At 55.0% G+C, this 23775-nt stretch carries 22 protein-coding genes; 5 read left to right on the plus strand and 17 right to left on the minus strand.

The genetic code is table 11. From position 1 onward, the window contains the following. Nucleotides 1–11 precede the first annotated feature (11 nt). Both E5161_RS03545 and aroQ read right to left on the minus strand, forming a co-directional pair. Nucleotides 12–1088, minus strand: coding sequence for a M24 family metallopeptidase (locus tag E5161_RS03545; RefSeq protein ID WP_136776274.1), 1077 nt, complete (start codon nucleotides 1086–1088; stop codon nucleotides 12–14). A gap of 18 nt (nucleotides 1089–1106) precedes the next feature. After that, nucleotides 1107–1544 (minus strand): type II 3-dehydroquinate dehydratase, encoded by a 438-nt coding sequence (aroQ, locus tag E5161_RS03550; RefSeq protein WP_136776275.1) that lies wholly within the window; start codon nucleotides 1542–1544, stop codon nucleotides 1107–1109. Between the two features lie 281 nt (nucleotides 1545–1825). Between aroQ and E5161_RS03555 the strand changes: the two genes are divergently transcribed. Both E5161_RS03555 and E5161_RS03560 read left to right on the plus strand, forming a co-directional pair. Continuing rightward, on the plus strand, nucleotides 1826–2761 hold the full coding sequence (locus E5161_RS03555; protein WP_136776276.1) for a DUF1385 domain-containing protein: 936 nt from the start codon (nucleotides 1826–1828) through the stop codon (nucleotides 2759–2761). An 81-nt stretch (nucleotides 2762–2842) separates the two neighbouring features. Then, on the plus strand, nucleotides 2843–3133 hold the full coding sequence (locus E5161_RS03560; RefSeq protein WP_136776277.1) for a G protein-coupled receptor family protein: 291 nt from the start codon (nucleotides 2843–2845) through the stop codon (nucleotides 3131–3133). 52 nt (nucleotides 3134–3185) lie between these two features. Here the strand turns inward: E5161_RS03560 and E5161_RS03565 are convergent, their stop codons facing one another. Beyond that, a complete protein-coding gene (locus E5161_RS03565; RefSeq protein WP_246042080.1) occupies nucleotides 3186–4172 on the minus strand; it encodes a patatin-like phospholipase family protein in 987 nt (328 codons plus the stop codon). 118 nt (nucleotides 4173–4290) lie between these two features. Further along, on the minus strand, nucleotides 4291–4713 hold the full coding sequence (gene mntR, locus E5161_RS03570) for a transcriptional regulator MntR (protein ID WP_136776278.1): 423 nt from the start codon (nucleotides 4711–4713) through the stop codon (nucleotides 4291–4293). Between the two features lie 148 nt (nucleotides 4714–4861). Between mntR and splB the strand changes: the two genes are divergently transcribed. Continuing rightward, on the plus strand, nucleotides 4862–5917 hold the full coding sequence (splB, locus tag E5161_RS03575) for a spore photoproduct lyase (RefSeq protein WP_136776279.1): 1056 nt from the start codon (nucleotides 4862–4864) through the stop codon (nucleotides 5915–5917). Here the strand turns inward: splB and E5161_RS03580 are convergent. From E5161_RS03580 to metG, 6 genes are all read right to left on the minus strand, one after another. Next, nucleotides 5914–6624, minus strand: coding sequence for a cytochrome c biogenesis CcdA family protein (locus tag E5161_RS03580; protein ID WP_136776280.1), 711 nt, complete (start codon nucleotides 6622–6624; stop codon nucleotides 5914–5916). The genes splB and E5161_RS03580 overlap by 4 nt on opposite strands. A gap of 24 nt (nucleotides 6625–6648) precedes the next feature. Continuing rightward, nucleotides 6649–7455, minus strand: a complete 807-nt coding sequence (locus E5161_RS03585) for a metal ABC transporter permease (RefSeq protein ID WP_136776281.1) — start codon at nucleotides 7453–7455, stop codon at nucleotides 6649–6651. A gap of 6 nt (nucleotides 7456–7461) precedes the next feature. After that, nucleotides 7462–8229 carry a metal ABC transporter ATP-binding protein gene (locus E5161_RS03590; RefSeq protein WP_136776282.1) on the minus strand — a complete coding sequence of 256 codons (768 nt, stop codon included), beginning with the start codon at nucleotides 8227–8229 and terminating at the stop codon, nucleotides 7462–7464. 26 nt (nucleotides 8230–8255) lie between these two features. Further along, nucleotides 8256–9227 (minus strand): metal ABC transporter substrate-binding protein, encoded by a 972-nt coding sequence (locus E5161_RS03595; protein ID WP_136776283.1) that lies wholly within the window; start codon nucleotides 9225–9227, stop codon nucleotides 8256–8258. Nucleotides 9228–9397: 170 nt separating this feature from the next. Further along, nucleotides 9398–15307, minus strand: a complete 5910-nt coding sequence (locus E5161_RS03600; protein ID WP_136776284.1) for an alpha-amylase family glycosyl hydrolase — start codon at nucleotides 15305–15307, stop codon at nucleotides 9398–9400. Between the two features lie 356 nt (nucleotides 15308–15663). Then, the gene (gene metG / locus E5161_RS03605) at nucleotides 15664–17646 is read right to left on the minus strand and encodes a methionine--tRNA ligase (protein ID WP_136776285.1); all 1983 of its coding nucleotides are present in this window, start codon (nucleotides 17644–17646) and stop codon (nucleotides 15664–15666) included. On the opposite strand from metG, the gene E5161_RS03610 reads away from it, so the two are divergent. Beyond that, entirely contained in the window at nucleotides 17645–17926 is a 282-nt protein-coding gene (locus E5161_RS03610) for a hypothetical protein (protein WP_136776286.1), read from the plus strand. The genes metG and E5161_RS03610 overlap by 2 nt on opposite strands. 82 nt (nucleotides 17927–18008) lie before the next feature. Here the strand turns inward: E5161_RS03610 and yidD are convergent, their stop codons facing one another. The 6 genes from yidD to E5161_RS03640 all read right to left on the minus strand — a co-directional run bounded on the left by yidD (nucleotide 18009) and on the right by E5161_RS03640 (nucleotide 21271). Next, a complete protein-coding gene (gene yidD, locus E5161_RS03615) occupies nucleotides 18009–18260 on the minus strand; it encodes a membrane protein insertion efficiency factor YidD (protein ID WP_136776287.1) in 252 nt (83 codons plus the stop codon). Continuing rightward, nucleotides 18257–18709 carry a Fur family transcriptional regulator gene (locus E5161_RS03620; protein WP_136776288.1) on the minus strand — a complete coding sequence of 151 codons (453 nt, stop codon included), beginning with the start codon at nucleotides 18707–18709 and terminating at the stop codon, nucleotides 18257–18259. The genes yidD and E5161_RS03620 overlap by 4 nt, the downstream gene beginning before the upstream one ends. 132 nt (nucleotides 18710–18841) lie before the next feature. Next, nucleotides 18842–19042: a hypothetical protein gene (locus E5161_RS03625; RefSeq protein ID WP_136776289.1), complete on the minus strand. Its 201-nt coding sequence runs from the start codon at nucleotides 19040–19042 to the stop codon at nucleotides 18842–18844. Nucleotides 19043–19090: 48 nt separating this feature from the next. Next, entirely contained in the window at nucleotides 19091–19606 is a 516-nt protein-coding gene (locus tag E5161_RS03630) for a hypothetical protein (protein ID WP_136776290.1), read from the minus strand. A 108-nt stretch (nucleotides 19607–19714) separates the two neighbouring features. After that, entirely contained in the window at nucleotides 19715–20356 is a 642-nt protein-coding gene (locus E5161_RS03635) for a zinc ribbon domain-containing protein (protein ID WP_169306565.1), read from the minus strand. Between the two features lie 75 nt (nucleotides 20357–20431). Next, on the minus strand, nucleotides 20432–21271 hold the full coding sequence (locus E5161_RS03640) for an AraC family transcriptional regulator (RefSeq protein WP_136776292.1): 840 nt from the start codon (nucleotides 21269–21271) through the stop codon (nucleotides 20432–20434). A gap of 136 nt (nucleotides 21272–21407) precedes the next feature. Here E5161_RS03640 and melA point away from each other — a divergent pair, with 136 nt between their 5' ends. Continuing rightward, the gene (gene melA / locus E5161_RS03645; protein ID WP_136776293.1) at nucleotides 21408–22709 is read left to right on the plus strand and encodes an alpha-glucosidase/alpha-galactosidase; all 1302 of its coding nucleotides are present in this window, start codon (nucleotides 21408–21410) and stop codon (nucleotides 22707–22709) included. Nucleotides 22710–22763: 54 nt separating this feature from the next. On the opposite strand, the gene E5161_RS03650 is transcribed toward melA, so the two are convergent. Next, nucleotides 22764–23738: a hypothetical protein gene (locus tag E5161_RS03650; RefSeq protein WP_136776294.1), complete on the minus strand. Its 975-nt coding sequence runs from the start codon at nucleotides 23736–23738 to the stop codon at nucleotides 22764–22766. Nucleotides 23739–23775: the final 37 nt, after the last annotated feature.

Below are 23775 nucleotides of genomic sequence, written 5' to 3' on the forward strand. Positions count from 1 at the left end.
AACGTCGCTCCTTAATCCAGTAGGATCAGTTCTTTAGGGGAGCGGGTAAGAATTTGAATGCCTGTGTCCGTAAAAACAACGTCGTCTTCGATCCGCACGCCCCCGAAGCCGGGGAGGTAAATGCCGGGTTCGACCGTTACGGTCATACCGGGGGTTAAGACGATATCCCCGCCGGTTCTAGACAGTCTAGGCGCCTCATGGATTTCCATGCCGAAACCGTGGCCTGTCCCATGACCGAAATATTCACCATAACCATACCTTGTGATGATATCTCTCGTCAAGGCGTCGCCCTCCCGCCCCGTCATTCCGGGAACGAGATGGTCCAGCGCATACTGCTGGGCTTCCTTGACGATGGAATAGATCTCCCGGTGCTTGTCGCTCGGCTTGCCCACGACGACCGTTCTCGTCAAATCGGAACAATATCCTTTATAATGGGCGCCGAAATCAAGCTTCACGAATTCGTCCCGTCCAACGACCCGTTCGCTCGCCACACCGTGCGGGAGCGCGGATCTTTCGCCTGATGCCACGATCGTCGCGAACGAGGGGCCGGAAGCGCCGAGCTTGCGCATGTAAGTCTCCATCTCCAGCGCAATCTCCAATTCCGTAAGTCCGGGCTTAATGAAACCCAAAATATGCTCGAACGTCCGGTCCGCCACATTCGCAGCCTCGCGAATGATGGCCAGCTCGTCTTCATCCTTGATCATACGCAGCTCTTCGATGATCCCGCCGGCCGGCAGCAGCTCGGCAGGGGCCAGCGTTCGAACCAAGCCCGCATGCTCCGCGAACGTCACGTGCCGGTCTTCAAAAAGCAGCCGGGAAATACCCCAAGTTTTCAAAAGTTCGGCCACGCTCTCGTTAATATCCGGCCCATGTTCCACAATCTCGAACCCTTTGGCCTGCAGCGGCGCTTGCTCCTTATAACGGAAATCCGTGATCAGTGCAGCCCGCTCCGCGGACACCAGCACAAAACCGTGCGAGCCTGTGAATCCCGACAAATACCGCCGGTTCACGCCGCTGGTCACCAGCATCGCCTGGGCTCCCGCTTCCTCGATCTTGATGCGCAAACGCGCGATTCTTGCATTCGCCATCTGTTTCTCCTCCTCGCCTTAAGCGTTGATTTGCGCCAAAAGGGCCGTTAAACCGAGTTCGTAGCTGAACGCTCCGAAACCGGCGATTTGCCCGACCGCCGAGGCGGCGGTGACGGATACGTGCCGGAACGGCTCCCGCTTATGTATGTTGGATAGATGGACTTCCACGATCGGCAGGCCGACCGATGCCAACCCGTCCCTTAGCGCATAGCTGTAATGCGTGAGTGCACCGGGGTTGATCAATATGCCGTCGTGGCGGCCGTATGCGGCGTGAATCTCATCCAGCAGCGCGCCTTCGTGGTTGGATTGATAAAAGTGCAGCTCCGCTCCGAGACGTTCGCCTTGCGCTTTGAGCCTGGCTTCAATTTCCGACAGTGTCACCGTACCGTAAACACCCGGCTCCCGAATGCCCAGCATGTTCAAATTCGGACCGTTGATGACAAGAATGCTTGGCATCCCGCGATCGCCCCCTTCTGGCCATGTGCCATATCCCGCACCGGTAAAGTTACCCAGTCATTGTAACACAGCGGATGCATGCAGGAAAACGGCTTTCCTCCGATATTCGGATATCCTCGGAAAGAGCCGCCATCCTTTTAGATTTTCCCTCCTTCGCACCCTATACTCTCCCGTCGTTCCCGGCATCCGGTTCCTCTCGAAAATGAAAGCTTTCTTGTGGCATTCTCCCCGTCATTCTAGTAAAATAAAGGTACTGATCAAAAAAAGCGGGTGATTACAGAATGTCGCAGCAAACCTCCGTCTATGGAGGACAGGCCGTAATCGAAGGTGTCATGTTTGCGGGAAAACACGTAAACGTAACCGCGGTGCGGCGCAAAAATCAAGAAATCACGTATTATGAAGTTCCGAGGAAAGCTTCCTCTTCCTTGTTGGCGACCCTGAAAAAAATTCCCTTTGTCCGCGGGGTCGTCGGGATTATCGAATCCGCAGCCAAAGGCTCGCAGCACCTCACCTACTCGGCCGAAGCTTACGCAGAAGACGAGACGGGTGCCGAAGAAGCCGCGGCGCAGAAAAAGAAAGAGAAATGGAACCTCTCCATGATTCTCGGCGTTGCCGTGGTGGGCGCATTGTCTTTCGTCGTCGGCAAGTTGATCTTCACGCTGGTGCCTACTTTTTTGGAAAGCGTGCTCTTCGGACACGTATTCGAGAATAAAATATTGCACAACCTGCTGGAAGGCGTCATTAAAATCATTTTGCTTCTCTTCTACCTGTGGTTCATTTCTCAGACGCCGCTTATCAAAAGGCTGTTCCAGTATCACGGCGCCGAACATAAAGTGATCAGCGCCTTCGAAGCCGGAGTCGAGCTTACCGTGGAGAACGTGCAAAAGTTCAGTCGTCTTCACTACCGCTGCGGCAGCAGCTTTATCATCTTCACCGTTATCGTCGGGGTTATTATCTATTCGTTTTTCACATGGGACAGTCTGACAGAACGCTTGATCCAGCGCGTCGCTCTTCTTCCGCTTGTGCTCGGCGTTTCGTATGAAGTGCTTCGCGGCACGAACGCCCTGCGCGATATTCCGGTACTCCGCTCGCTCGGATATCCCGGACTGTGGCTGCAGCTTCTCACGACGAAAGAGCCGACCGACGATCAGGTCGCCGTATCGATCGCGTCGTTCAACCGGATGAGAGAACTGGACCGGCAGGTTCAACCGATCTGATTCCTGGTTCGACTCACTCGTTTATCGTGAGTCAAATCCTGGACCGCAATGACGGTCCGGGCTCACTAAGGAGGAATCGCTATGCAGAGCCGTTTCCACCCGATGTTTTATGTGATTTTGCCGCTCGCCGTTTTAGGTTTCGCGATTCAATTCGAGACGCTCGTCTATTCGTTCGCGATTCCGATCGTCATTATCGCGGTGTTGTTCGTCCTGTACTTCATCATGTCGAAGAGACGTTACAACCCGCGTGTATCCCGGCACTCGGCGCCTCCCCGCAAACCGGAGAAGCTGAAGACCAAACGCACGTCTTCTCCGTTCCGCGTCATTGACGGCCGCAAAAACCGGGACGATGAACCTCCGCGTTATCATTGAAGCCTCCGCAGTAGAGCGACCGCCCCTTGCCTTCACGGCAGGAGGCGGTCGTTTATGTTTCCGGCACGATTTTCGGTTTGATTTCCGTCCGAAGCTTTCCGGAGCGCCGGTCCCATGAACGGAAAAACTTTTTGCCCGCCTCAAGTCCGGCCTCGTACAACTTTTCGCTTTTTTCCGGGCTGAGATCGAATTCGGTTGTGCCAACGCCAAGCGTAGGAATTTTAATGGTCCGCAGCCGGTTGTGTTCCTCGATATAACGCTCGTCGTGCGCTCCGAGCATCGTCTCGAACATCGCCTGGAACATCGTGATCGGGCCAACGATCCGGTTCGGCTTATGCTCGGTGCGGCCGACCATTTGAAAGCCGATGACGGGAATCGGGCTGCCCATCACCACTTCTTTTTCAAACAGCCAAAGGGGAAAGTTGCTGAGCAGCCCCCCGTCGACAATATAGGAAGATTTGATTTTGGCCGGTTCTCCCCCGGTACGCTTTTTCCTCAACTTCCACGGATGACGCAGCATAACCGGATCGAAAAAATACGGAATGCTGGTGCTCATCCGGATCGCCCTCGCCACAGGAAAACGAGACGGGTCGATCCCGTAGGATGCGAGATCGTTCGGCAAAACGAGCAATTTGCCGTTCGTGATATCAGATGCGATAATCCGGACCTTATCCGGCGGGAGATCGCCGAATACCCGCACGCCTTTGGCGGCGAGCAGCCCTTGAATCCATCGCTCCAAAGCATCCCCTGCATACAGCCCTTTGCGAATCAGCAGGCGAACGGCCGGGCCGATGAATTTGGCGTTAAAGACTGGCGACCGCTGCATGAAGGTCCGGAAAGGCGTCGATTCGATGACCATCTTCATTTCGTTGGCCGTATAGCCGGTAGCGATCAGGGCGGCGACGATGCTGCCCGAGGAAGTGCCGGCCACACGGTGAAACGATACGCCTGCCAGCTCGGCTGCGCGAACCGCGCCCGCCAGCGAGATCCCCTTCACGCCGCCGCCTTCGAACACCGCGTTTACCAGCGTTTTTTGCACGAGCCATCCCCTCCGCTCCGCAACTCTCGCTCCATCATATGCGTGCACTCAAGGGTCTAAGATCATTTTTGCTGACGAAATGAAAAAGCTTCCTCAGCGGGACAGAGGAAGCTTGCGATCATTCATTATCCAATTCGGCCCGGATGCGGCGAAGCTCTTCGCTGCGGGACGCATCCCGGTTGAAGTACTCGACGAGCGTCTCGATGCAGGTGATGGAATCCCAACTGAGATGATGCTCGATCCCTTCCACATCGCGGTAAATGTTTTCTTCCTGCACGCCGATCGTCTTCAAAAACGATTCCAGCAAATGGTGGCGGTCGACCAGGCGTTTGCCCATCCGCTTCCCTTTATGGGTCAAGACAAGCCCGCGGTATTTCTCGTAAATGAGGTAGTTATCCTTGTCCAGCTTCTGGATCATTTTGGTGACCGATGAGGGATGCACTTCGAGCCCTTCGGCGATGTCGGAAACCCGGGCATAGCCTTTCTCGTCGATCAGCCGGTAAATACGCTCCAAATAATCTTCCATACTCGGGGTCGGCACGCCGAGCCCCCCCTTCCTTCCGGTCGCTTGCCTCTAAGTATCATACACTGTGCCATACAAGTGAGCAAGTCTGAAACTGGAAGTGCGAGGAACCGATGGCCGGTCCGATAAATGCGCAAAATACCCGAAAAGGAGGTCTTCCCGCTCCATGACCACACGGGTCAAAACTCCACGCGAAACGCCTGTATTCCTGCCGGAGCTCGTCTACTTCGAGCCTGCGGCACTCGACTATCCGAAGGGTCAGCAAATTCTGCGTTACATCAAGGACCGCGGACTTCCTTATCAAATGACGACTTCCCATAACCGCATCACGAACTTGCCCGGAGAAACGGAACTGGAACAATATAAAATCGCAAAACGAACGCTGGTCGTGGGCATCCGAAAAACGCTCAAGTTCGATACGTCCAAGCCTTCCGCGGAATACGCGCTGCCTCTGGCCACCGGCTGCATGGGCCACTGCCATTATTGTTATTTGCAAACGACGCTGGGCGCCAAACCTTACGTTCGCGTGTACGTCAATACGGAGGAAATTTTTCAGGCGGCAAAAGGATACATCGAGGAACGATCGCCGGAAATTACGAGGTTCGAGGCGGCATGTACCTCCGATCCGGTGGGGCTGGAGCCGATTACCGGCTCGCTCGCCGAAGCGATCACCTTCATGGCGGACCAACTCTTGGGGCGTCTTCGTTTCGTCACCAAATATCATCACGTCGATTCCTTGCTGCCGCTCCGTCATAACGGGAATACGCGCATCCGCTTCAGCGTGAACGCCGATTACGTAATCCGCAACTTCGAACCGGGAACTTCCCGCTTTGCGGAGCGAATCGAAGCCGCGGGCAAAATCGCGCGTGCCGGTTATCCGCTCGGCTTCATTATTGCGCCGATTATTTGGCACGACGGCTGGCAGGACGGTTACGCCGAGCTGCTGAGGCGTCTAGGCGAGACACTCCCTTCCGAGGCAGCGCAGGATTTGACGTTCGAACTGATCCAGCACCGGTTCACCAAAACGGCGAAATCCATCATTGAGAAAAGATACCCGAAGACGAAGCTGGAAATGGACGAAGAGAAGCGGAAAAAGAAGTGGGGACGCTGGGGGCAGCACAAATATGTATACCCGGACGAGCAGGCGGAAGCTTTACGGGAATTTATTACCGAGCGGATTTTCGAGGCCTTCCCATCCGCCCGGCTGGAATACTTTACTTAAAATTTCAGCCACTCTGGGGTAATGCCTTGCAGCCAGATCGTAATGTAAGTCATGCGGTCGGTAAACAACAGGAACCCCATCACGATCATCAGCCCGCCGCCGATTTTCATCATGAGATTCGAATATTTCAAAATCCAGCGGGTAGAACCGATGAAAAAAGCCAGAACAAAAAACGGGATGGCGAAACCAAGCGAATAGGCCGTCGTCAGCCCGAGCCAAGTGCCGGGGTTGCTGGCCGCCAATCCGATGATTGCAGTTAAAATCGGACCGATGCAGGGCGACCAGCCGGCCGAAAACCCGACACCGAAAATAAAAGAGCCCACATACCCGGCCGGCCGCCAGGAAACGTTCATTTTGCGCTCTTTCATCAACAACTGCGGCTGAAACACACCGAGTAAAAATAATCCCATCAGCACGATCAGAATGGCGGAAATTTGCCGGATGGTATCCTGATATTCGCGGAATGTCTCCGCAAAGGCATTCGCCCCATACGCAAGCGCAAAGAAAACCATGGAAAAGCCAAGGATAAAGAATAGCGTATGAGACATCGTTTTGAAGCGGACTTCCCGGCTCGTATCGGTCTTAAGCTGAGACACCGAGACGCCGGTTATATAAGAAAGATAAGACGGGTACAAAGGCAGGCAGCAGGGAGAAATAAATGAAGCGACTCCTGCCGCCAGAGCGATGCCCACGTTCACATCCGCCATCCGTCATTCCTCCCGTCATGAGATTTATACGCGCATCATTCGCGTTCGAGCCGTCAATGCAACGATCAGCAAGGCGATCAGCAGCAGAACGACCGTACCGCCCGGAGCCAGGTTCCACACGCCCGCAATCCACAATCCCGCGATTACGGCAGCTTCGCCCACCACGACTACAATGACGATGGCCTGCCGAAAGCTCCGGGACAGCGCGAGACTGCATGCCGCAGGGATGGTGAGCAAGGCCGAAACGAGCAGCGCCCCGACGATCTTGATCGCCGCGCTGATCACCAGCGCCGTAAGAATGCTGATCATGATGTTGAAATAACGGACCGGAAGCCCGCCGACAGCCGCCGCATCTTCATCGAAGGTGAGCAGAAACAGCTCTTTGCGGTGAAGGGTCACAAGGCCAAGGACGATGACGGTAACGGCCGCGATTACGATCAAATCGGTGGTATCGAGCGTGTAGATGCTTCCGAATAAATAAGAGCTTACGTTCAAATTAAAGCCCATGCCCAGCGTGAAAAAGAGCGACGCCAAAGCGATACCGCCGGACATGATAATGGCGAGGGACAGCTCGGCATAGGTGCGGTAGGTGCGCCTCAGCTTCTCGATGGCGAACGATGCCGCAATCGCGAACAACAGCCCCATGAGAACCGGATACACGCCCAGCAAAAACCCGAGTGCGACTCCCGCGATGCTGACGTGGGACAACGTGTCGCCGATCATGGCTAAGCGCCTCAGCACGAGAAACAGCCCCATGAGAGGGGCTGTCACCGCAATGAGCGCGCCGCCGATCAACGCTCTTTGGAAAAATTCCGCGGTAATCAGATCCAACGGGTGTTAACCTTCTTTCCGGACAGTGTGGAGCAGATCCGTCTCCGCGCAATCCTCGAGATCGTGAGAATGACGGACGAAAAACGACAGCTTGCCGCTCGTTTCCTTCGGTTCTTCCCCCAAATACGAACGCACCATCTCCATGTCGTGCGACACCATTAAAAATGTAATATTATGCTTCTGGTGCATGTGCCGGATCAGATGAAAAAAATTTTGCTGTGTTTCCGCATCGATACCGGACATCGGCTCGTCCAGAATGAGCAGCTGGGGGTTGCTGATCAGCGCCCGGGCGAGAAACACCCGCTGCTGCTGTCCGCCCGAAAGCTCGCCGATTCGTTTGTCCGCCAAGTCTTCAATCTGCATCGTACGGAGAGCGTCCATGCAGCGGTCCGCATCCTGGCGCGTCACCCGCCGGAACAGCTTGCGACGCCCGAACAGGCCGGACATCACCACTTCCCGGACTGTTGCCGGGAACAGCGGATTAAAATTGTTTTTCTGCGGTACGTATCCGATCAGCTCGCGCTCCTTGAATTGATCCGCCGGTGCGCCAAACAGCTCGATCCGGCCGCTGTCAGGCGTAAGGAGACCGACGATCAGCCTGAGCAGCGTGGATTTACCGGCGCCGTTAGGTCCAATCAAGCCGATGAAATCCCGCTCTTGGATACGGAAGGAAAGATGACTCAGTACAGGTTTGCCGTCGAAGGAGAACGAAACGTCGTTCAAAGTTACGATATCCCGGTGACAACCGGGCTGCGGAGCCGCCCATGCGCACATGCCGTCTCCCCCTCTCGTCGTTTCCTTTATTGTAATGCCTTCTTCAGGTTTTGCAAATTTTTCGCCATGAGCGAGAAATAATCATCCCCCGCTTTTTCCTGCTCCGGTGTGAGACCCTCTACCGGGTTCAGCACGAGCATCTCCGCATTCGTTTCTTTCGCCACCGTCTCGGTCAATTTGTTGGATACCAGTTCTTCGAAGAAAATCGCCTTGATTTGGTGCTCCTTCACGAATTGGATGATATTCACGATGTCTTGCGAACGAGGTTCCGCGTCCGGCGACAGGCCCATCAGCGCGGTTTGGTTCAGACCGTAGTCCCGGCACAAGTAACCGAACGCCTGATGGGAGACGACGATGCCGCGGCCTTTATACGGGGCCAGTTCCGCCGTGAACTTCTGGTCGAGCGCCTGCAGTTTATCCCTGAGTGTGTTGTACCGGCTTTCGAAAGCCGCCTGATGAGCCGGGTCCGCCTGAACATAAGCGTCGCGAATGTTCTCCGCCATTTTCAGCGCCGATTTCGGGCTTACCCAGGTATGAGGATCCACATTCAATCCATGTTCGTCGGCGTGTTCGTCCGCTCCGTGTCCGTCGCCTTCAGAACGGATCAACTCGATGCCTTGGCTGGCTTCTACGACTAATCTGGACTTATTGGCATTCAGACCTTTCAAGAAGCCGTCTTTCCAGCCTTCCAGTCCCGCTCCGTTGAAGAGCAGCATTTGAGCTTCGGAAGCAATTTGAATATCCCGGCTTTTCGGCGTCCAGTCGTGGGGTTCGACGCCCGTCGGAACAAGATTGACCACGCGGGCGTCTTCTCCGCCGATTTCGGATGCAAAGTAGTACAACGGATACAAGGTGGTCACGACGTTGACTTTGCCTTCAACGGGTTTCAAGTCGTTGTTGTTCCCGCATGCGGAGAGCACGAGAGGGATCGCCAATGCCGCAAGCAGGATGAGGCTTCGCAGCGGGTGGATTTTTTTCGAAGTCGGATTGATTTTCATTCCAGTTCCTCTCTTAATCGTAATCATTATGATTATGGATTATAGCGGTGCCAAAGTACGCTGTCAATAAAAGAAACTGCCTTATCCGTAAAATTTACGGAAAGACAGTCTCTCCCCTTTTGCTGCGCCCAACGACTATCCTCTTCCAACAGGCTAGCGGCTATCCTTGCTTACTTTTTATCGAGTTTGTTCACGGTGACGGCATTCGAATATCCGGCATTGTCCCCTCCGGCGACGAGCAGCCGGAATTGGTAGGTGACATGCGGTTTGATCCCCTTAACCGAAGCGTTGGTTGCGGAGTTGGCGATCGCTCCGGTCTCAGCGGCAGTCCAATGGGTACCGTCAGTCGATTGTTGAACAACGATTTTGGATGCTCCTCTAGCAGCCGTCCATTTGAATGTGACGGTATTCCCTTTGATTTCGGAAGTCCGGAAGTCCGAAACCGGCAGCGAGGTTCTCTTGACCGTGACCGCATACGATTGGGTTGTCCCGTTCTCGGCTGTTACCAAGATGGTCACCCGGTTGTCTCCGACATTCAATTTAACCGGTATCTGCGGCGACGATCCATTCACCGTGACGGCTGCACGAGAATCCGCAGCGGCAGGTGTAACCGTCAGGCTGGAAACGGTATACGGAACGTCCGCCGTATAACCGGTCTGCTCAGGCGTGAATGGCTCATTCAACACCGCTCCTCCCGATAGCGCGATTCCCTTCAAATTCGCGTTTCCGGATAAAGTGCGGTTAATGGTCAGACGAATCGTCTTGGTCGCTTGACCAGCCCTGCCGTCGTCCGTGTACCATGGCTGATCAATCGTCTCCTGCGTAGGCTCGATATGCAGCACAAATTCGTTGGAGCCAGGATTGAGCGGGATATTTTGGAGATAAACGTTACCGCGATCGTCCATGGCGCCATCGGGCAGCGGGGTACCGTTCATCGTGAAGGCAACGCCGTAAGGAACCGAGGCTTTCAGCGTGAATGAAGTCTCATTCGTCTCGTAAGAGATATCGTCGCCGTACGAGATTCTCGGCATCGTCACGATCATCGGCATATCAACCCAACGCAGCACGTAGTCCTCCACCAGCATTTTGTTGCCGCCTTGATTGGCAATGGTTAGGCGCATGTTGGTGTCGGTGGAGCTGTATGCCCAGTTGCCGTAATCTTCCGTATCGTTCGGCACTCGCTTGTGGCTGGTGAACGCCTCGGTGGACCAAGTGCCCCGGGTAAATTTGTACTGGATCGAGCGTCCCGCCATCATTTTAAAGGAGTATTCCATGATGGTGTTGTCCGTCGCGCCGCTCGGAACGGTCAATTTGCTGCCGCTCGAATTCCAGCCGTTGAAATCGCCGGCGATATAAATGTTATCCGTGACCGGCGTGTAGTCCGGAATATGCAGGCGGAGCGTAACATCCACCATCACGAGCTGCGGGGTGACGGATTGTTCGCCGGAAAAGCTTCGGTTGTAAGAGGCGTCGAAGACCGCCACTTTGTATCGGTACGTCGTGCCGTTCGTGACGGTAAAGTCCGTGTACGTCAGCGCGTTTCGAACCGTGGCGATTTTGCGGAACACTTCGTTCCCGGAAGCGCGATAAATTTCGAACCCTTTGACATCGGCCGCTTCCCCGGTCCAGGACAGCACCGCCCTGCCGGACTCCACGGTGATCTCTTGCAGCACCGGCGTTGCCGGAGCCTCGGTGTCCGCGGCATCTGCATTTGCCGTAAAGGAAGATTCCCCCGACTTCGTAACCGTGTCTCCGTTGTTCGTGGACGCCTGTACGAAATAATGGTAGACGCCTGACTCCGAAGGTTCGAAGACTGCGCGGTACGTTTTGGCAGGACCATGATCCGCCTTGTATTTCATGGAGATGACCGTTTGGTTTGCGGCATCGCCGTCTTTGTAATAGACAAGCTGTACCGTTAGGTTGGTCGCGGCTTTGCCTGCCAGCGCCGGGTCGTCCGTTAATCCGGGAACCGCCACATCGCTCGTAATCTCCGCCGTCGTAATGCCGACTCCGATCGTCATGTCGGCCATAGAGGACGGCGAGGAAACGGAACCGATCGGGAACGACGGCGTCGCGTCAACCATGCCGGTCAATAGGCTTTCGCCGGTACCTTTTACTGCCGACACGGCGTAGTAGTACTTGGTTCCATTCACAATATTCGTGTCAATATACGCCGGAGTGGAAGCCGTGCCGATTTGCTGGACTTGGCCGCCTTCGATCGGAGCGCGGTAGACGACATAGCTGTCCGCACCCGGCACTGCGTCCCAAGTTAACGAGACGGAACTGTTGCCTCCGGACGCCTGCAGGCCGGACGGCGTTAGCACGACGGACAGTGTACCGTCGGACAGCATCATCACCGCCGACATCGCCGGCAGCGTGAGCGAAATTTTGCCGCCGGATACCGTTCCCTTGAGTCCGCTGCCGAGTTGGTCGGTGAACGTAACTCCGTTCGGCAGGAAGCCGGAGACATCCGCTTCAACGGAAGCGGCGGAACTGCCGGCGTTGACGGCCACTAGTGCGGATTTCGACGCGGATTTGCGCGCATAAGCAATCACACTGCCTTGCGCATACGCCAGGTGAAGGTCACCCGTCCGGAACACTTCGTTGGCATTGCGAACTTGAGCTGCGGTTTTATAGGTATCAAACAGTTCCGCATACCGTCCTGCGCCTGTAAAGCCGCTCCCTGATGAGGTGACGCGCTCCCAAGGGAACGTTCTTCGGGAATCCGGATCTTTCGTGCCGGTCAATCCGACTTCGTCACCGTAATAGACGGTCGGAGCCCCGGGATAGCCCATTTGGAACACCGCAATCAACGCTTGTTGCTTTAACGCTTTATCGGAAGCTTCGGGTGCGATTTTCAAGTTCTCTTCTTCCCAAGTCGGCTGATCCAGTTTCGTTATGGAGCGGATTGTGTCGTGCGAGTCCACGAGGTTCAGCATCGCCTGCCAAGCTTCCTTGGGATAATCCTCGCGGATTTGCTCCAAAGCGGTATCGAAGTTTTTCGCCAAGTCCGGGTTCACGCTGTCTTTGCCCGCGCCGATTATAAAGTCCTGCAGCGCTCCGCGGAACCTGTAGTTCATGACGGAGTCGAACTGGTCGCCTAGCAAATAACGCGTCGCGACGCCCCATTCTTCTCCTAATATGACAGGATCATCGATCGTGCCGCCGTTTCCGTCCGTTAGTCCTTTGGCCGACTTGACCGCCTCGCGGAACTTTTTCCAGGTTTCAGAGGACACGTCCGGCGCCACATCAAGCCGCCAACCGTCGCCTCCCATCCAGAGCCAGCGCTGCGAGACGCTGTCTTGCATCGCCGCGGCGACTTCAGACGCCGATTTGCCTGTGAGGCTGTGCCCGATGACATTGTCCCGATAGCTTACGTTGTTCCATTCATGCTCCCCGCTGATGGCTTGCGAATCCCCGGGCTGAGGCGACTTTGCATCCATCGCCGGCAAGGAATCGTACCCCCACCAACCCTCATAGCGGTAACGGGTGTTTCCTTTATCATCAGTTACTTTGTCAGGTCCCACCGTAAACCAGGTCGTAAAACCGAAGTCCTCCGGGTACTTGTACGGCTGTCCGTCAGCGGGATTGATTTTCGCCGTAAAATCGTCAATTACAGCCTGTTTGGCTTCGCTCTCCGACATGCCCGATTCGGTTTTCTTCCACACTTTCGCCCAGAACTCGTAGGCTCCGATTTCCGGGTATTTCTCATACCGGTCGAAATAGATGGAGTCGTCGCCCACGTGATTGAACACGCCGTCGTTCAGAACATGGATGCCCCGCACGGCGGCTTCTTTGGCGAAGGTCATAAAGATGGCGTCGGAAGCTTTTCTCGTGGCGTCATAATTCAAGCCGGAAGCCGGGTCACCCGGTGTGTTGTAAACAGGCTTGCCGAACACCGGGTCGAGATGCTTGTAGTCGGTCGCATCGTATTTGTGGTTGGACGCTGCCCATGCGACCGGGTTCAAGTAAATCGCTGTGATGCCCAGCGATTGCAGGTAATCCAGCTTTTGCCGGATGCCTTCGATATCCCCGCCGTAAAATTCGTTGGTCCAGATTCCATCGGATTTCGCGTCCGGGTAATATGGCTTATTTTCCGGTGTGATCCGGTTCGGATTTTCCGGCACGTCGCTCCACTGGCCCCATACTTGGGCGGGAGCCGGATCGTTCGGCACTCCGCCGTCAAAGTACTGCAAAGGCTGATTCGAAGGTTGTCCCGCATTCGGCCCGCTCTCGGTACGAACTCCCCGGTAACCGTCTTTCAGCTTGGCGCGGTTGTTGCTGGGGTCGCCGTCGAAGAACCGGTCCGGGAAAATTTGATAGACGACCGCGTTCTTCATCCAATCCGGCGTCTTGTAATCCGGAGCATATACCGTGAGGTTAAATGGCACAGCTCCCTCATCCACGGCCGCGCCGCTTCCTCCGCTGCTGTTGTCGTCGCCGTATTCGAGCTTTTTGGGCCCGTCTATCAAAATAAATTTGTATCCCCAAACGCCGATCTCATGAAAAGCAGTGCGGGGGATGACAACCTCGTAGTAATCTTGGTCGCCGACCGTCGTTGCTTTATGCATTTCGAAGCCGATCACGGAGCCATTGCCGCTGATCAGGTCGACTTTGGCCATCTGCACGTCGCCCCGCTTGACGGCAATTCGCAGGGTGAGATCTTCCATCCCTTGCTTGATCGCTCCGAACGGCTTTTTGAAAGTGGCGGAGCGGCTGTCAAATTGGATGTCCGCTGCCTGGATGTTGCCGTCGTAACCTCCATCGGCGATGGAGTAGTCGGCACGCAAACGTTTGGAAGCGGCCGAGTTGTCGAAGGAGAACGTTACGGCGGCGGCTTCCGTCAGCGTAAACTTAAGATTGTTTCCGCTATCTCCGAAATTTTCATTCGACCAGGAATTGCCCAACACGACTTTGGCTTCATGCGTACCTTCACCAATCGTGCGCTGCAAGCGATAGGAGGTGTTGTTAAAGTAATAGTCGACGAACATTTGCTTGGCATCCGCCGGACTCCATGCCGGTTCGCCGAATTGTGTCTGCAGGGTGCCGACGAGGCGCGGCCATACATCGTCTGCGAGTACAGCGGTATACTGGGGCACTCCCCCCATGCCCGCGATGTTGGTGCGCACCTGCATCGTTTCCTCGTTCAAATAGAAATTCACTTTGGTCGTATCCGCGAGATCGAACACGATATTGTTGCCGTTGTCTCCGATTTGCGTGTCCCAGCTTCCGTTTTTGGTGAATTTGAATTCATGATGCCCGGCGGGCAACACGGCTGAATAGGCGTAAAAATCGCCGACCGGATGCTTCATTTGTGTGGCTGTTCCGCCCGGGTTCCAGTTGCCGGAATCCCCAAGCGCTTGCTGGAACGTCCCGGCCAGCACCCATTTGGATTTGGCGCCCGGCTGATCCGTGAATGTGTCCGGTTGGATTGTTGACGGATTGGCCGTGCCGACCGTGATCGCACTGTTGCCGTTCGCGGTCTGCTGATTCGTCGGATCCGTGAAATAAACGTCCCGGGCATCGATGTCCGATAACTTGAACCGGGCAATCAACTTATACTCGTACACTCCGTCGGCCAGTACACCGGTCGTATAAGTATAAATCCCGTTATTGTCGACTAATGGATGCTGATTGGCCCAATTGTTATCGAAGGTGCCTGCCGCCAGATAAGCAATGGACGCCGCCGGAATCAGCAATTTTCCGTTCGCATCGGCTATCGCCGTCAAATTCGAACCGTCCATCCAGTTGCCGTTTACCCGGAATTTATACTCGTAAGTTTTATTGACCTCCAGGTTATTCACTTGCACATAGGTTTGATTCCCTTCCGTTACGGTGTTTTCCGCTATGGAGATCCCTTCTCCCCAATTTGCGGCTCCGCCCAAAAAGTCCCCGGTTACTCTCACTTGGATGCTGCTCGAAGGTATGGCAAAGGTAATCCGATGGTCGTCGCCGACCGTCGTACCGTCAGGCGCAGCCGCCGCCGCTATCGCACCAAAACCGGCGAGCAGGAATTGAAGCGTCATAACGAGGCTCAACATCATGGACAACCTTTTTCTGTTCCTTAAACGAGTGAACATCTTTTCCCCTCCCTTATCGTTGTCGGACAAGTGATCGCATCCTCCTTTTGTGCAAACGTTTGCATTATGCGGTAAAAAATATATATGAAACCGCTTTCGATTCGTTCTAGAACCTATAGTAATCTGCTAAATTGAGGAAGGTCAATGCCGATTGGCAAAATGCGAATAAAGTTGCAGATCCTCGTGCACGAAGTCCCAAATCGTGTCGAAAACCGGCATCAATGCCCCTCCAACCTCCCTTCACCGAAACCAATACGGCTGTGCCACATCCTTATAAACGCCTACCGCTATTCACTCCAGAAAACGCAAAAAAACCGCCGATCGGCGGTTTTTCCATGGTTCACTCCTTCAAAAGGTCACTTCACGATCGCGCCGTTGGGCATGCTGTCCGGCACGGTGGCGATCGTCAGCTGGTCGCCTTGCGAGGCGGCCAGAATCATGCCTTGGGACATTTCGCCGCGCAGCTTCACCGGCTTCAGATTGGTCACGCAAATCACTTTGCGGCCGATCAGCTCCTCCGGTTTGTAATACATCGCGATACCGGACACGACCTGCCGCGTCTCGAAACCGAGGTCGAGCTGCAGCTTGAGCAGCTTGTCCGCTTTCGGGATCGCTTCGCAAGCGGTCACTTGCGCGACACGCAGCTCCACTTTGGCGAAATCGTCGATGCCGATTTCGGGCTTCAATTCCGGCGCTGCCGCGGGTGCAGCTTCGGCCGGAGCCGGATCTGCAGCAGCCGCAGGTGCTGCCGCCCCTCCCCGCATCGCTTCCACGATCCAGGCGATTTCATCCGCCATCTCGAGGCGCGGGAACAGCGGGTCGCCTTTCGCCACTCTCGTGCCGGCCGGCAAAGTGCCGAACGTCTTCAAGCTGTCCCATGAAGTCGCAGCTCCCTCACTCAATCCGAGCTGCTCCCACATCCGCCGCGGCGTGCTGGTGAGGAACGGCTGGATCAGAATCGACACGAACCGCAGCGCCTCTGCCAAATGCCCCATCACGGAAGCCAGAGCCGGACGGTTCACTTCGTCTTTGGCCAATGCCCACGGCTGCGTCTCGTCGATGTACTTGTTCGTACGGCCGACGAGCGCCCAGATCGCGGACAACGCGACGGAAAATTCCATGTTCTCCATCGCCGCTTCCACTTTCTCGACGGTCTGCAGAGCCAAGCCCTCCAGCTCCGCGTCAAACGGAGTCAAGCCTTTCTCGAACGCCGGCACTTCTCCGCCGAAATACTTGTCGATCATCGCGACAGTGCGGTTCAGCAAATTGCCCAGATCGTTCGCCAGATCGTAATTAATCCGCTCCACGAAGCCTTCCGGCGTAAACGTACCGTCCGCTCCGAACGGAACTTCTCTCATGAGATAGTACCGCAGCGCGTCCAGCCCGTAACGGTCGATGAGCGTCACCGGATCGACGACGTTGCCTTTCGATTTGGACATTTTGCCGTCTTTCATCAGCAGCCAGCCGTGCGCGAACACCTTTTTCGGGAGCGGCAGCCCCAGCGCCATCAGCATGATCGGCCAATAGATCGTATGGAAACGAACGATTTCTTTGCCCACCAGATGAACGTCCGCCGGCCAAAACTTCTCGTACAAGGACGTGTCCTCAGAATTGTACCCGAGCGCCGTTATATAGTTGGACAAAGCGTCGATCCACACATAGATGACATGCTTCGGATCTCCGGGAACCGGAATGCCCCAATCGAACGTCGTGCGGGAGACTGCCAAATCTTCGAGCCCCGGTTTGATGAAGTTGTTGATCATCTCGTTGCGGCGGGATTCCGGCTGGATGAAATCCGGATTTTCCTCATAGTACGCAAGCAGCCGGTCCGCATATTTGCTCATCCGGAAAAAGTAGCTTTCCTCCTGCACCCACTCCACCGGGCGTCCGCAATCCGGGCATTTGCCGTCCACGAGCTGGCGTTCGAGGAAGAATGCCTCGTCCGGCGTACAGTACCATCCTTCGTAAGTTCCTTTGTAGATGTCCCCCTGCTCGAGCAGCTGCGCAAAAATTTTCTGAACGGAGGACTTGTGGCGCGGTTCCGTGGTGCGGATAAAGTCGTCGTAGGAGATGTCCAGCTTACGCCACAGATCCTTGATTCCGGCGACGATGTCATCGACGAACTGCTGCGGGGTTTTATCGGCTTTCGCTGCAGAACGTTCGATTTTTTGTCCGTGTTCGTCGGTCCCCGTCAAGTAACGCACCGTGTAACCGCGCAGCCTTTTATAGCGGGTCATCGCGTCCCCCGCGACCGTAGTATACGCATGTCCGATATGCAGCTTGTCGCTCGGATAATAAATCGGCGTCGTCAAATAAAATGTCTTGTTCCCTTCACTCATGAGCGAACCCAACCTTTCTTTTTTTCAAGTCGATAAAAACAAAAAAGCCCTCGTCCGTCTGGGACGAGAGCTGTCGCTCACGCGGTACCACCCAAATTTCTCCCGTTTTCGCAAGCCGGGAGCTTTGCCGGTCGATTCGACCGAATCCGTTAACGCCGGACTGCCGCGCCGTCCCCTTACGGACGGCGACTGCGCGCTGCCGCTCGAAGGCGGATCCTCCGGGACCATTTTCCGAACGCTTCCTATACCGGTTCGCAGCTTGCCCGGCTCTCTGCAATAGGCGGTCGTTTCGTACTTATCCCTTCATGGGAACAAAATATGGAACTTCTTGCCCACAATATACCTGAGCGGGAACCGCCATGTCAAGCCGGGTCTTCCTTCACAGGCTTTTTCCGCGGCGGCGGAACGGGGTCGTACCCGCCGGGGTGGAACGGATGACATTTGCAAATGCGCTTCACTGCTAAATAAGAACCTTTAACCGGGCCGTGCACCTCGATCGCTTCGAGCGCGTAAGCCGAGCAGGTCGGGGCGAACCGGCAGGTCGGAGGTTTCAGCGGAGAAATGAACTTTCGGTAAAACCGGATCGGAGCCTGCAGCGTACGGCGGACGATCATGGCCTTCCGTTCTCCTCCGCAGCGGCATGTTCCGCGGCATCACGGCAATCGCTGCAATAGCCGTATACTTCAAACCGGTGCTTCACGATTTGAAAACCGCCGGGCACGTCCATCTCCGGCATCGGGCAGGAGCGGATGGGCAAAGTTTTCTCGCAATGCAGACAGATCATATGGTGGTGGTGATGAGATTCGTCGCAGTGAAGCTTAAACTTGACGCCTTCTTCGAACACGATTTGTTCGATGATTCCCAAATCGAGCAGTACCCGAAGGTTGCGGTACACGGTGTCAAAGCTCAATCCCGGATAGGTGCGCTGCATATGGTCGTATACGTCTTTGGGCAGCAAATAACCGGATGCGTCCGCGAACAGCTTGACGAGCGTCCGGCGCTGATCCGTAATGCGCAAACCTTTTTCCGACATTTGCTGAACGATTCGTTCGGTGTCTCCCATACGCCATCCTCTCCTGATCTTTTCCTGCTTCCACTATGCCTTATAAAAGGAGTTCCCGTCAAACGCAGCCGCTGAAATAAAAGAAAACCATCCCTCCGTTCCCGGAGAAATGGTCCGCTTTCGCATTTCGGCTCAAGCCAGCCACGTGTTCACGCTGACAAGCAATCCGATCAAAGACAGCGCCGAAAGCGCAAGATACACAATCCCTTGCCGTTTGTGCTGTTGAAACAATCGAAGGACGCCCATGCTCAAAAACGAGCCGATCAACAAAATAAATACAGCGCCCGCGATGAACAGCTGCGGCGACACATTCGAGACATCGACCAAGTCCACCGTAATTACCCCTTCATCCGCAATTCTCGCACCTGCATTATACCGGATTTATAGGCGGATGAACAATTCCACTTCATTCTGATCGAGCGGGCGGCGGCGAAATTTGATGACCAACCGGCCGTCCTCCAGCCTCGCGCGGCCCGACCTGGGGTATACGCGGCACGGAAAACGAACGGTATGTGTACGGTTATCCGGCAGGCCCATCACCCTGAGCAACTCAGAAGTAGCGAAAACTTGAAGAGTGCGCAGGTTAGTGTCGTAAGGTAGCTGCATCGTCACGGTCAGCTTTTTGGGTTCCTTTGCGGTCAATGTTCGCACCAAAGAGTCGGTGCTGTCTTCGACACCGGTGTCACCCGATATCTCGATCGGTTTCAGCAAATCCTTCACCAGTTGGGCGAGCCATTCCGAATAATCTCCGCTCGCTTTGACTTTGGCGCCGCGTGCGGAATCTTCGGGTTTATCCGGTTTCAGCAAACGCTGCATGAACCGGTCCAGCCGGTCCAGCCACTCGCCGTCTTGGGGTTTCCCCCCCTGATCCGGCCCGCCGCCGAAGTAAGAAGACATACGATCCCTCCGTTCCGGGTACCTCTCTTTCAGCATATGTACATGGGGCGGAACGGTGTTCTTCACAAAAAAAGCTGCCGAGCGGCGCTCGACAGCTTTATCCCAAATTTACGACGATACCGGTGTTCCGCAGGACGGACAGTAGCGGGCGCCGGCTTCCACCGTCGTTCCGCAGGCAGGACAAGCATCGGCGATATCCTGTGCTCGTTCTCCCGGGAACGGTTCCTCCTCCATCCGATAAACCGGCAGCGCACGCCCGACATCCGACCAATCGGACGCGGCAGCGGGTTCCGGTTCCTGCATATTCCCGGTTATGTCCGTCGTGTCCGCATCCGCCGTCTGATCCGGTTCTGGATTCGCGGCGTTCCGTTCGGCTTGAGCCGACGGCTCTGGGAACCGGTGGCCGCATGAAGGGCAAAACCGGGTATCGAACGGCACCTTTTTGCCGCAGACACATTCTTTTTCATTGCGGATCATCATGATTCTGTCTTCCAAAGTATCGATTTCATGACGAATGGCGGCAATCTGCTCGCACGCCGGAATCACTTTCGGCTCCGCGAGCGACAGGTCTTTGTTCAAATAACCGTTAAAAACCGCCGCCCCTATATCTCCATATAGTTTTTCGATTTCTTTGCGTTTCGAAGAAATTTGAGAATTCAGCCGCGTAATTTCCACGGTTTGTTGAGCTTTCTCGGTGGCCGTCGACACGCCTTTGCTGACGGTTTCCGAGATTTTTCGAAACAGATCCATGACCATTCTCCCCCTTATTCCATTTATTATCTCACTGCTCGCTTGCCGAATCATCATTCTTTAAAATATTCTCATCTATTCGATCGTTTTGCGGAAATCCGTGGGAGTACGGCCCACCCATCTTTTGAACGCCTTCGAAAAATAAAGCGGATCCGCATACCCGACCGATGCCGCCACCTGCTCCACCGTAAGCGGCTCCCGGAGCAGCAGCTTGGCGCGTTCCATCCGAATTTTTTGCAGATAGCGTACAGGGGACATGCCCATATCTTTGCGAAAAAGCTTGGACAAGTGCGTGCGGTGATACCCGAGTTCCTTCGCCATCTCCGCAATGGAAACCGACTGCGTCAGCTGCGCTTCCAGCCAGCGGGCCGCACGGTCGACCTGTGACGCCGAAGCGCCTGCACTGTGGTGAACGGGAGGCCCGGACGGACGGTTCGTACGCCCCCACGACGCGAAGGCGAGCCGCAGCCAGCCTTCCGATTCCCAACCGGATGTCCAGTCTCCGCTCCGAAACCTCTTCTCGATCGCCTGCGCCGCCTTGGCCGGCACTTCCTCTCCCTCGACCACCACCGGCTTTGCCGGGGAAATACCGGCCGTCTGGAGCCATCGTTCGGCATGTGCGCCTCGGAAAGCAATCCACCGGTATCTCCAAGGATCGTCCTCATCTGCTTGATAAGTATGCAATTCCCCCGGAAAAATGAAAAAGCTGTCTCCCGCACGCAAATCGTACGTTTGATCCCGGCACCGAAAGCGTCCGGTTCCCTCCAGCACGGTATGCACCAAATAATAATTCAACACTTGGGGTCCCATCCGGTGACCGGGCTCCGTCTGGGAATGACCGGCAAACAGCACTGTCAGTCCCTCCCCTTCCCGCGGATTCGGATGCACGGAAGTGGTGCTCATCGGTTTTCTCAAAGGGAGGGCCTCCTTTCAACAAACTACAAAAATCCATATGAAGAATGTTTCTGTCCATGGCGGGAAGAATGCGTTTTCCTCTATTCTAAATCGCATAAGGCCTTCATACAACGTATATTTCGGAGGGAGAAGCCGCATGTCGAAAATTACTTTTTTAGGAGCGGGCAGTACCGTATTTGCCAAAAATGTACTGGGTGACGTTCTGCTGACACCCGCGTTGCAAGGCTACGAAATCGCTTTATACGACATCGACCGTGAGCGCCTTCAGGATTCCGAGCGCATGTTGAACAATATTCGCAAAACGTCTGCAAGCAATTGCCGCATTCAAGCGTATACCGACCGGAAAGAAGCTTTGAGAGGCGCCAAATTTGTCGTGAATGCCATCCAGGTGGGCGGCTACGACCCTTGCACCATTACGGATTTCGAAGTGCCGAAGAAATACGGGCTCCGCCAGACGATCGCCGACACGGTTGGTATCGGCGGTATTTTCCGTAACCTGCGCACAATTCCGGTCATGTTGGATTTCGCCCGCGACATTCGGGAAGTTTGCCCGGACGCCTGGTTCTTGAACTATACGAATCCGATGGCCGTGCTCACTAACGTTATGAATACATACGGCGGCGTGCAAACCGTCGGTTTGTGCCATAGCGTCCAAGTTTGCGTTCCCGATCTATTCCGGCTGCTCGGCATGGACATGAGCGGCGTGAAGTCCAAAATCGCCGGCATTAACCACATGGCGTGGCTGCTTGAGGTTTCCCGCGACGGCGTGGATCTGTACCCCGAAATTAAACGGCGCGCAGCCGAGAAGCAAAAAGAGAAGCATCATGATATGGTACGGCTGGAAATGATGCTGCGTTTCGGCTATTACATTACGGAGTCGTCGGAACACAACGCGGAATATCATCCGTACTTTATTAAGCGCAACTACCCGGACTTGATCGAACGCTTCAATATCCCGCTCGACGAATATCCTCGGCGGTGCATCAACCAAATCGAAAACTGGAAAACGATGAGAGACAAATTGGTGAACGACGCCGATCTCACCCACCAGCGTTCGCATGAGTACGCGTCGTACATTTTCGAAGCAATGGAAACGAACGTGCCGATCAAAATCGGCGGCAACGTCATGAACACCGGCGGAGTCATTGCCAACCTGCCACGCGAAGCTTGCGTGGAGGTGCCTTGCCTGGTCGACCGTTCGGGCATTGCGCCTACTTATGTGGGGAATCTGCCTCCGCAATGTGCGGCGCTCAACCGAACGAACATCAACACGCAGCTGCTCACGATCGAGGCGGCCATCACGCAGAAAAGGGAGCACATTTACCACGCGGCCATGCTCGACCCGCATACTGCAGCCGAGCTGTCGATCGACGACATCGTGTCCCTCTGCGACGACCTCATCGAGGCGCACGGCGACTGGCTTCCGAAGTTTCATTGAAACGCGAAAGCTGCTCCCTTGGTTCTCTGGAACCTCGGGAGCAGCTTTTTTAGGTTATGAACCGTACCTTTGGATCAGTTCATCGTATTGGTTGCGGTAGTGTACGGAGTCTTGCTCCAGTTTGCGGCGTTCGGCGTCCAGTTTTCGCAGAATCGCGTCGACTTGATTCGAAGTCGTTCCAACCGAATCGATGGAGTCACGAATTTTCCCCTGCACCATCCAGTCGGCAATAAAACCATCGAAGAAATAATCCGAGAATTTTAAAAATCCGCCGACTTCAGGACCGCTGGTGTGCGCTTCCCAGTTCAAGTCCTTCAATTCTTCGGCGAACCTCCGCAAATAGTGTTGCGCTTCATGGATATGATCTTGCGCCTCGTCGATTCGACCGTGTTTCACCATCGTGGCGATCATGCCTCCGCCTAGCATGTCGTAAGTACCCCAGTTTTTCGCGGAGTTCAGCCGTTCATCGGCCCGCGACAAACACTGCTGTGCGGTTTGTCCGGCGCGATAAGCCTCCTGTACTTCCGTCTGGCGTGCCTTGTTGGAAGCCAGTTGCTCCGACAAGCGTTCCAGTTCCTCTTTTGCTGCAGCATCGTGATCACGTATCCAGGATTCTTTTTGACCCATCAATTGTTGTAAACGTGACTCCGCATCTCCGATCTCGGCGAGTTTCCGAGTGACGTCGGCTAATTCCTCTTCCATTCCGCGAAGGGCGGCTTGCGCTGCATCGTATTTCAGTTTCGCTTCGGCCGCTTCCCGTTCCTCTTCCCGAAGCCTGTCATCCAATTGATCAAATAAGCGCAGCCAAAATTGCGAGAAAGAAGAATTGTTCAAGTGCTCGACGTCTTGCTCTTCCTTCTGAAGAATCTGTAAGCATTCCTCAGCCAACCGCCTCTGCCGCTTAATGTCCGTGGACAGTTTACTCTGCCGTGACTCCCATTTCCGCTTGAGTTCCAAATCCAGACGGCATTGTTGAAGCTCGGCATTCCACTTCGCGATCGTATCCAAATCCGCATCCCTCGATTCCAACGTTCTGCTATCTCTAACAATACCGTATGAACGAGGA

Source organism: Cohnella pontilimi (assembly GCF_005049045.1).
Taxonomy (GTDB): Bacteria; Bacillota; Bacilli; order Paenibacillales; family Paenibacillaceae; genus Cohnella; species Cohnella pontilimi.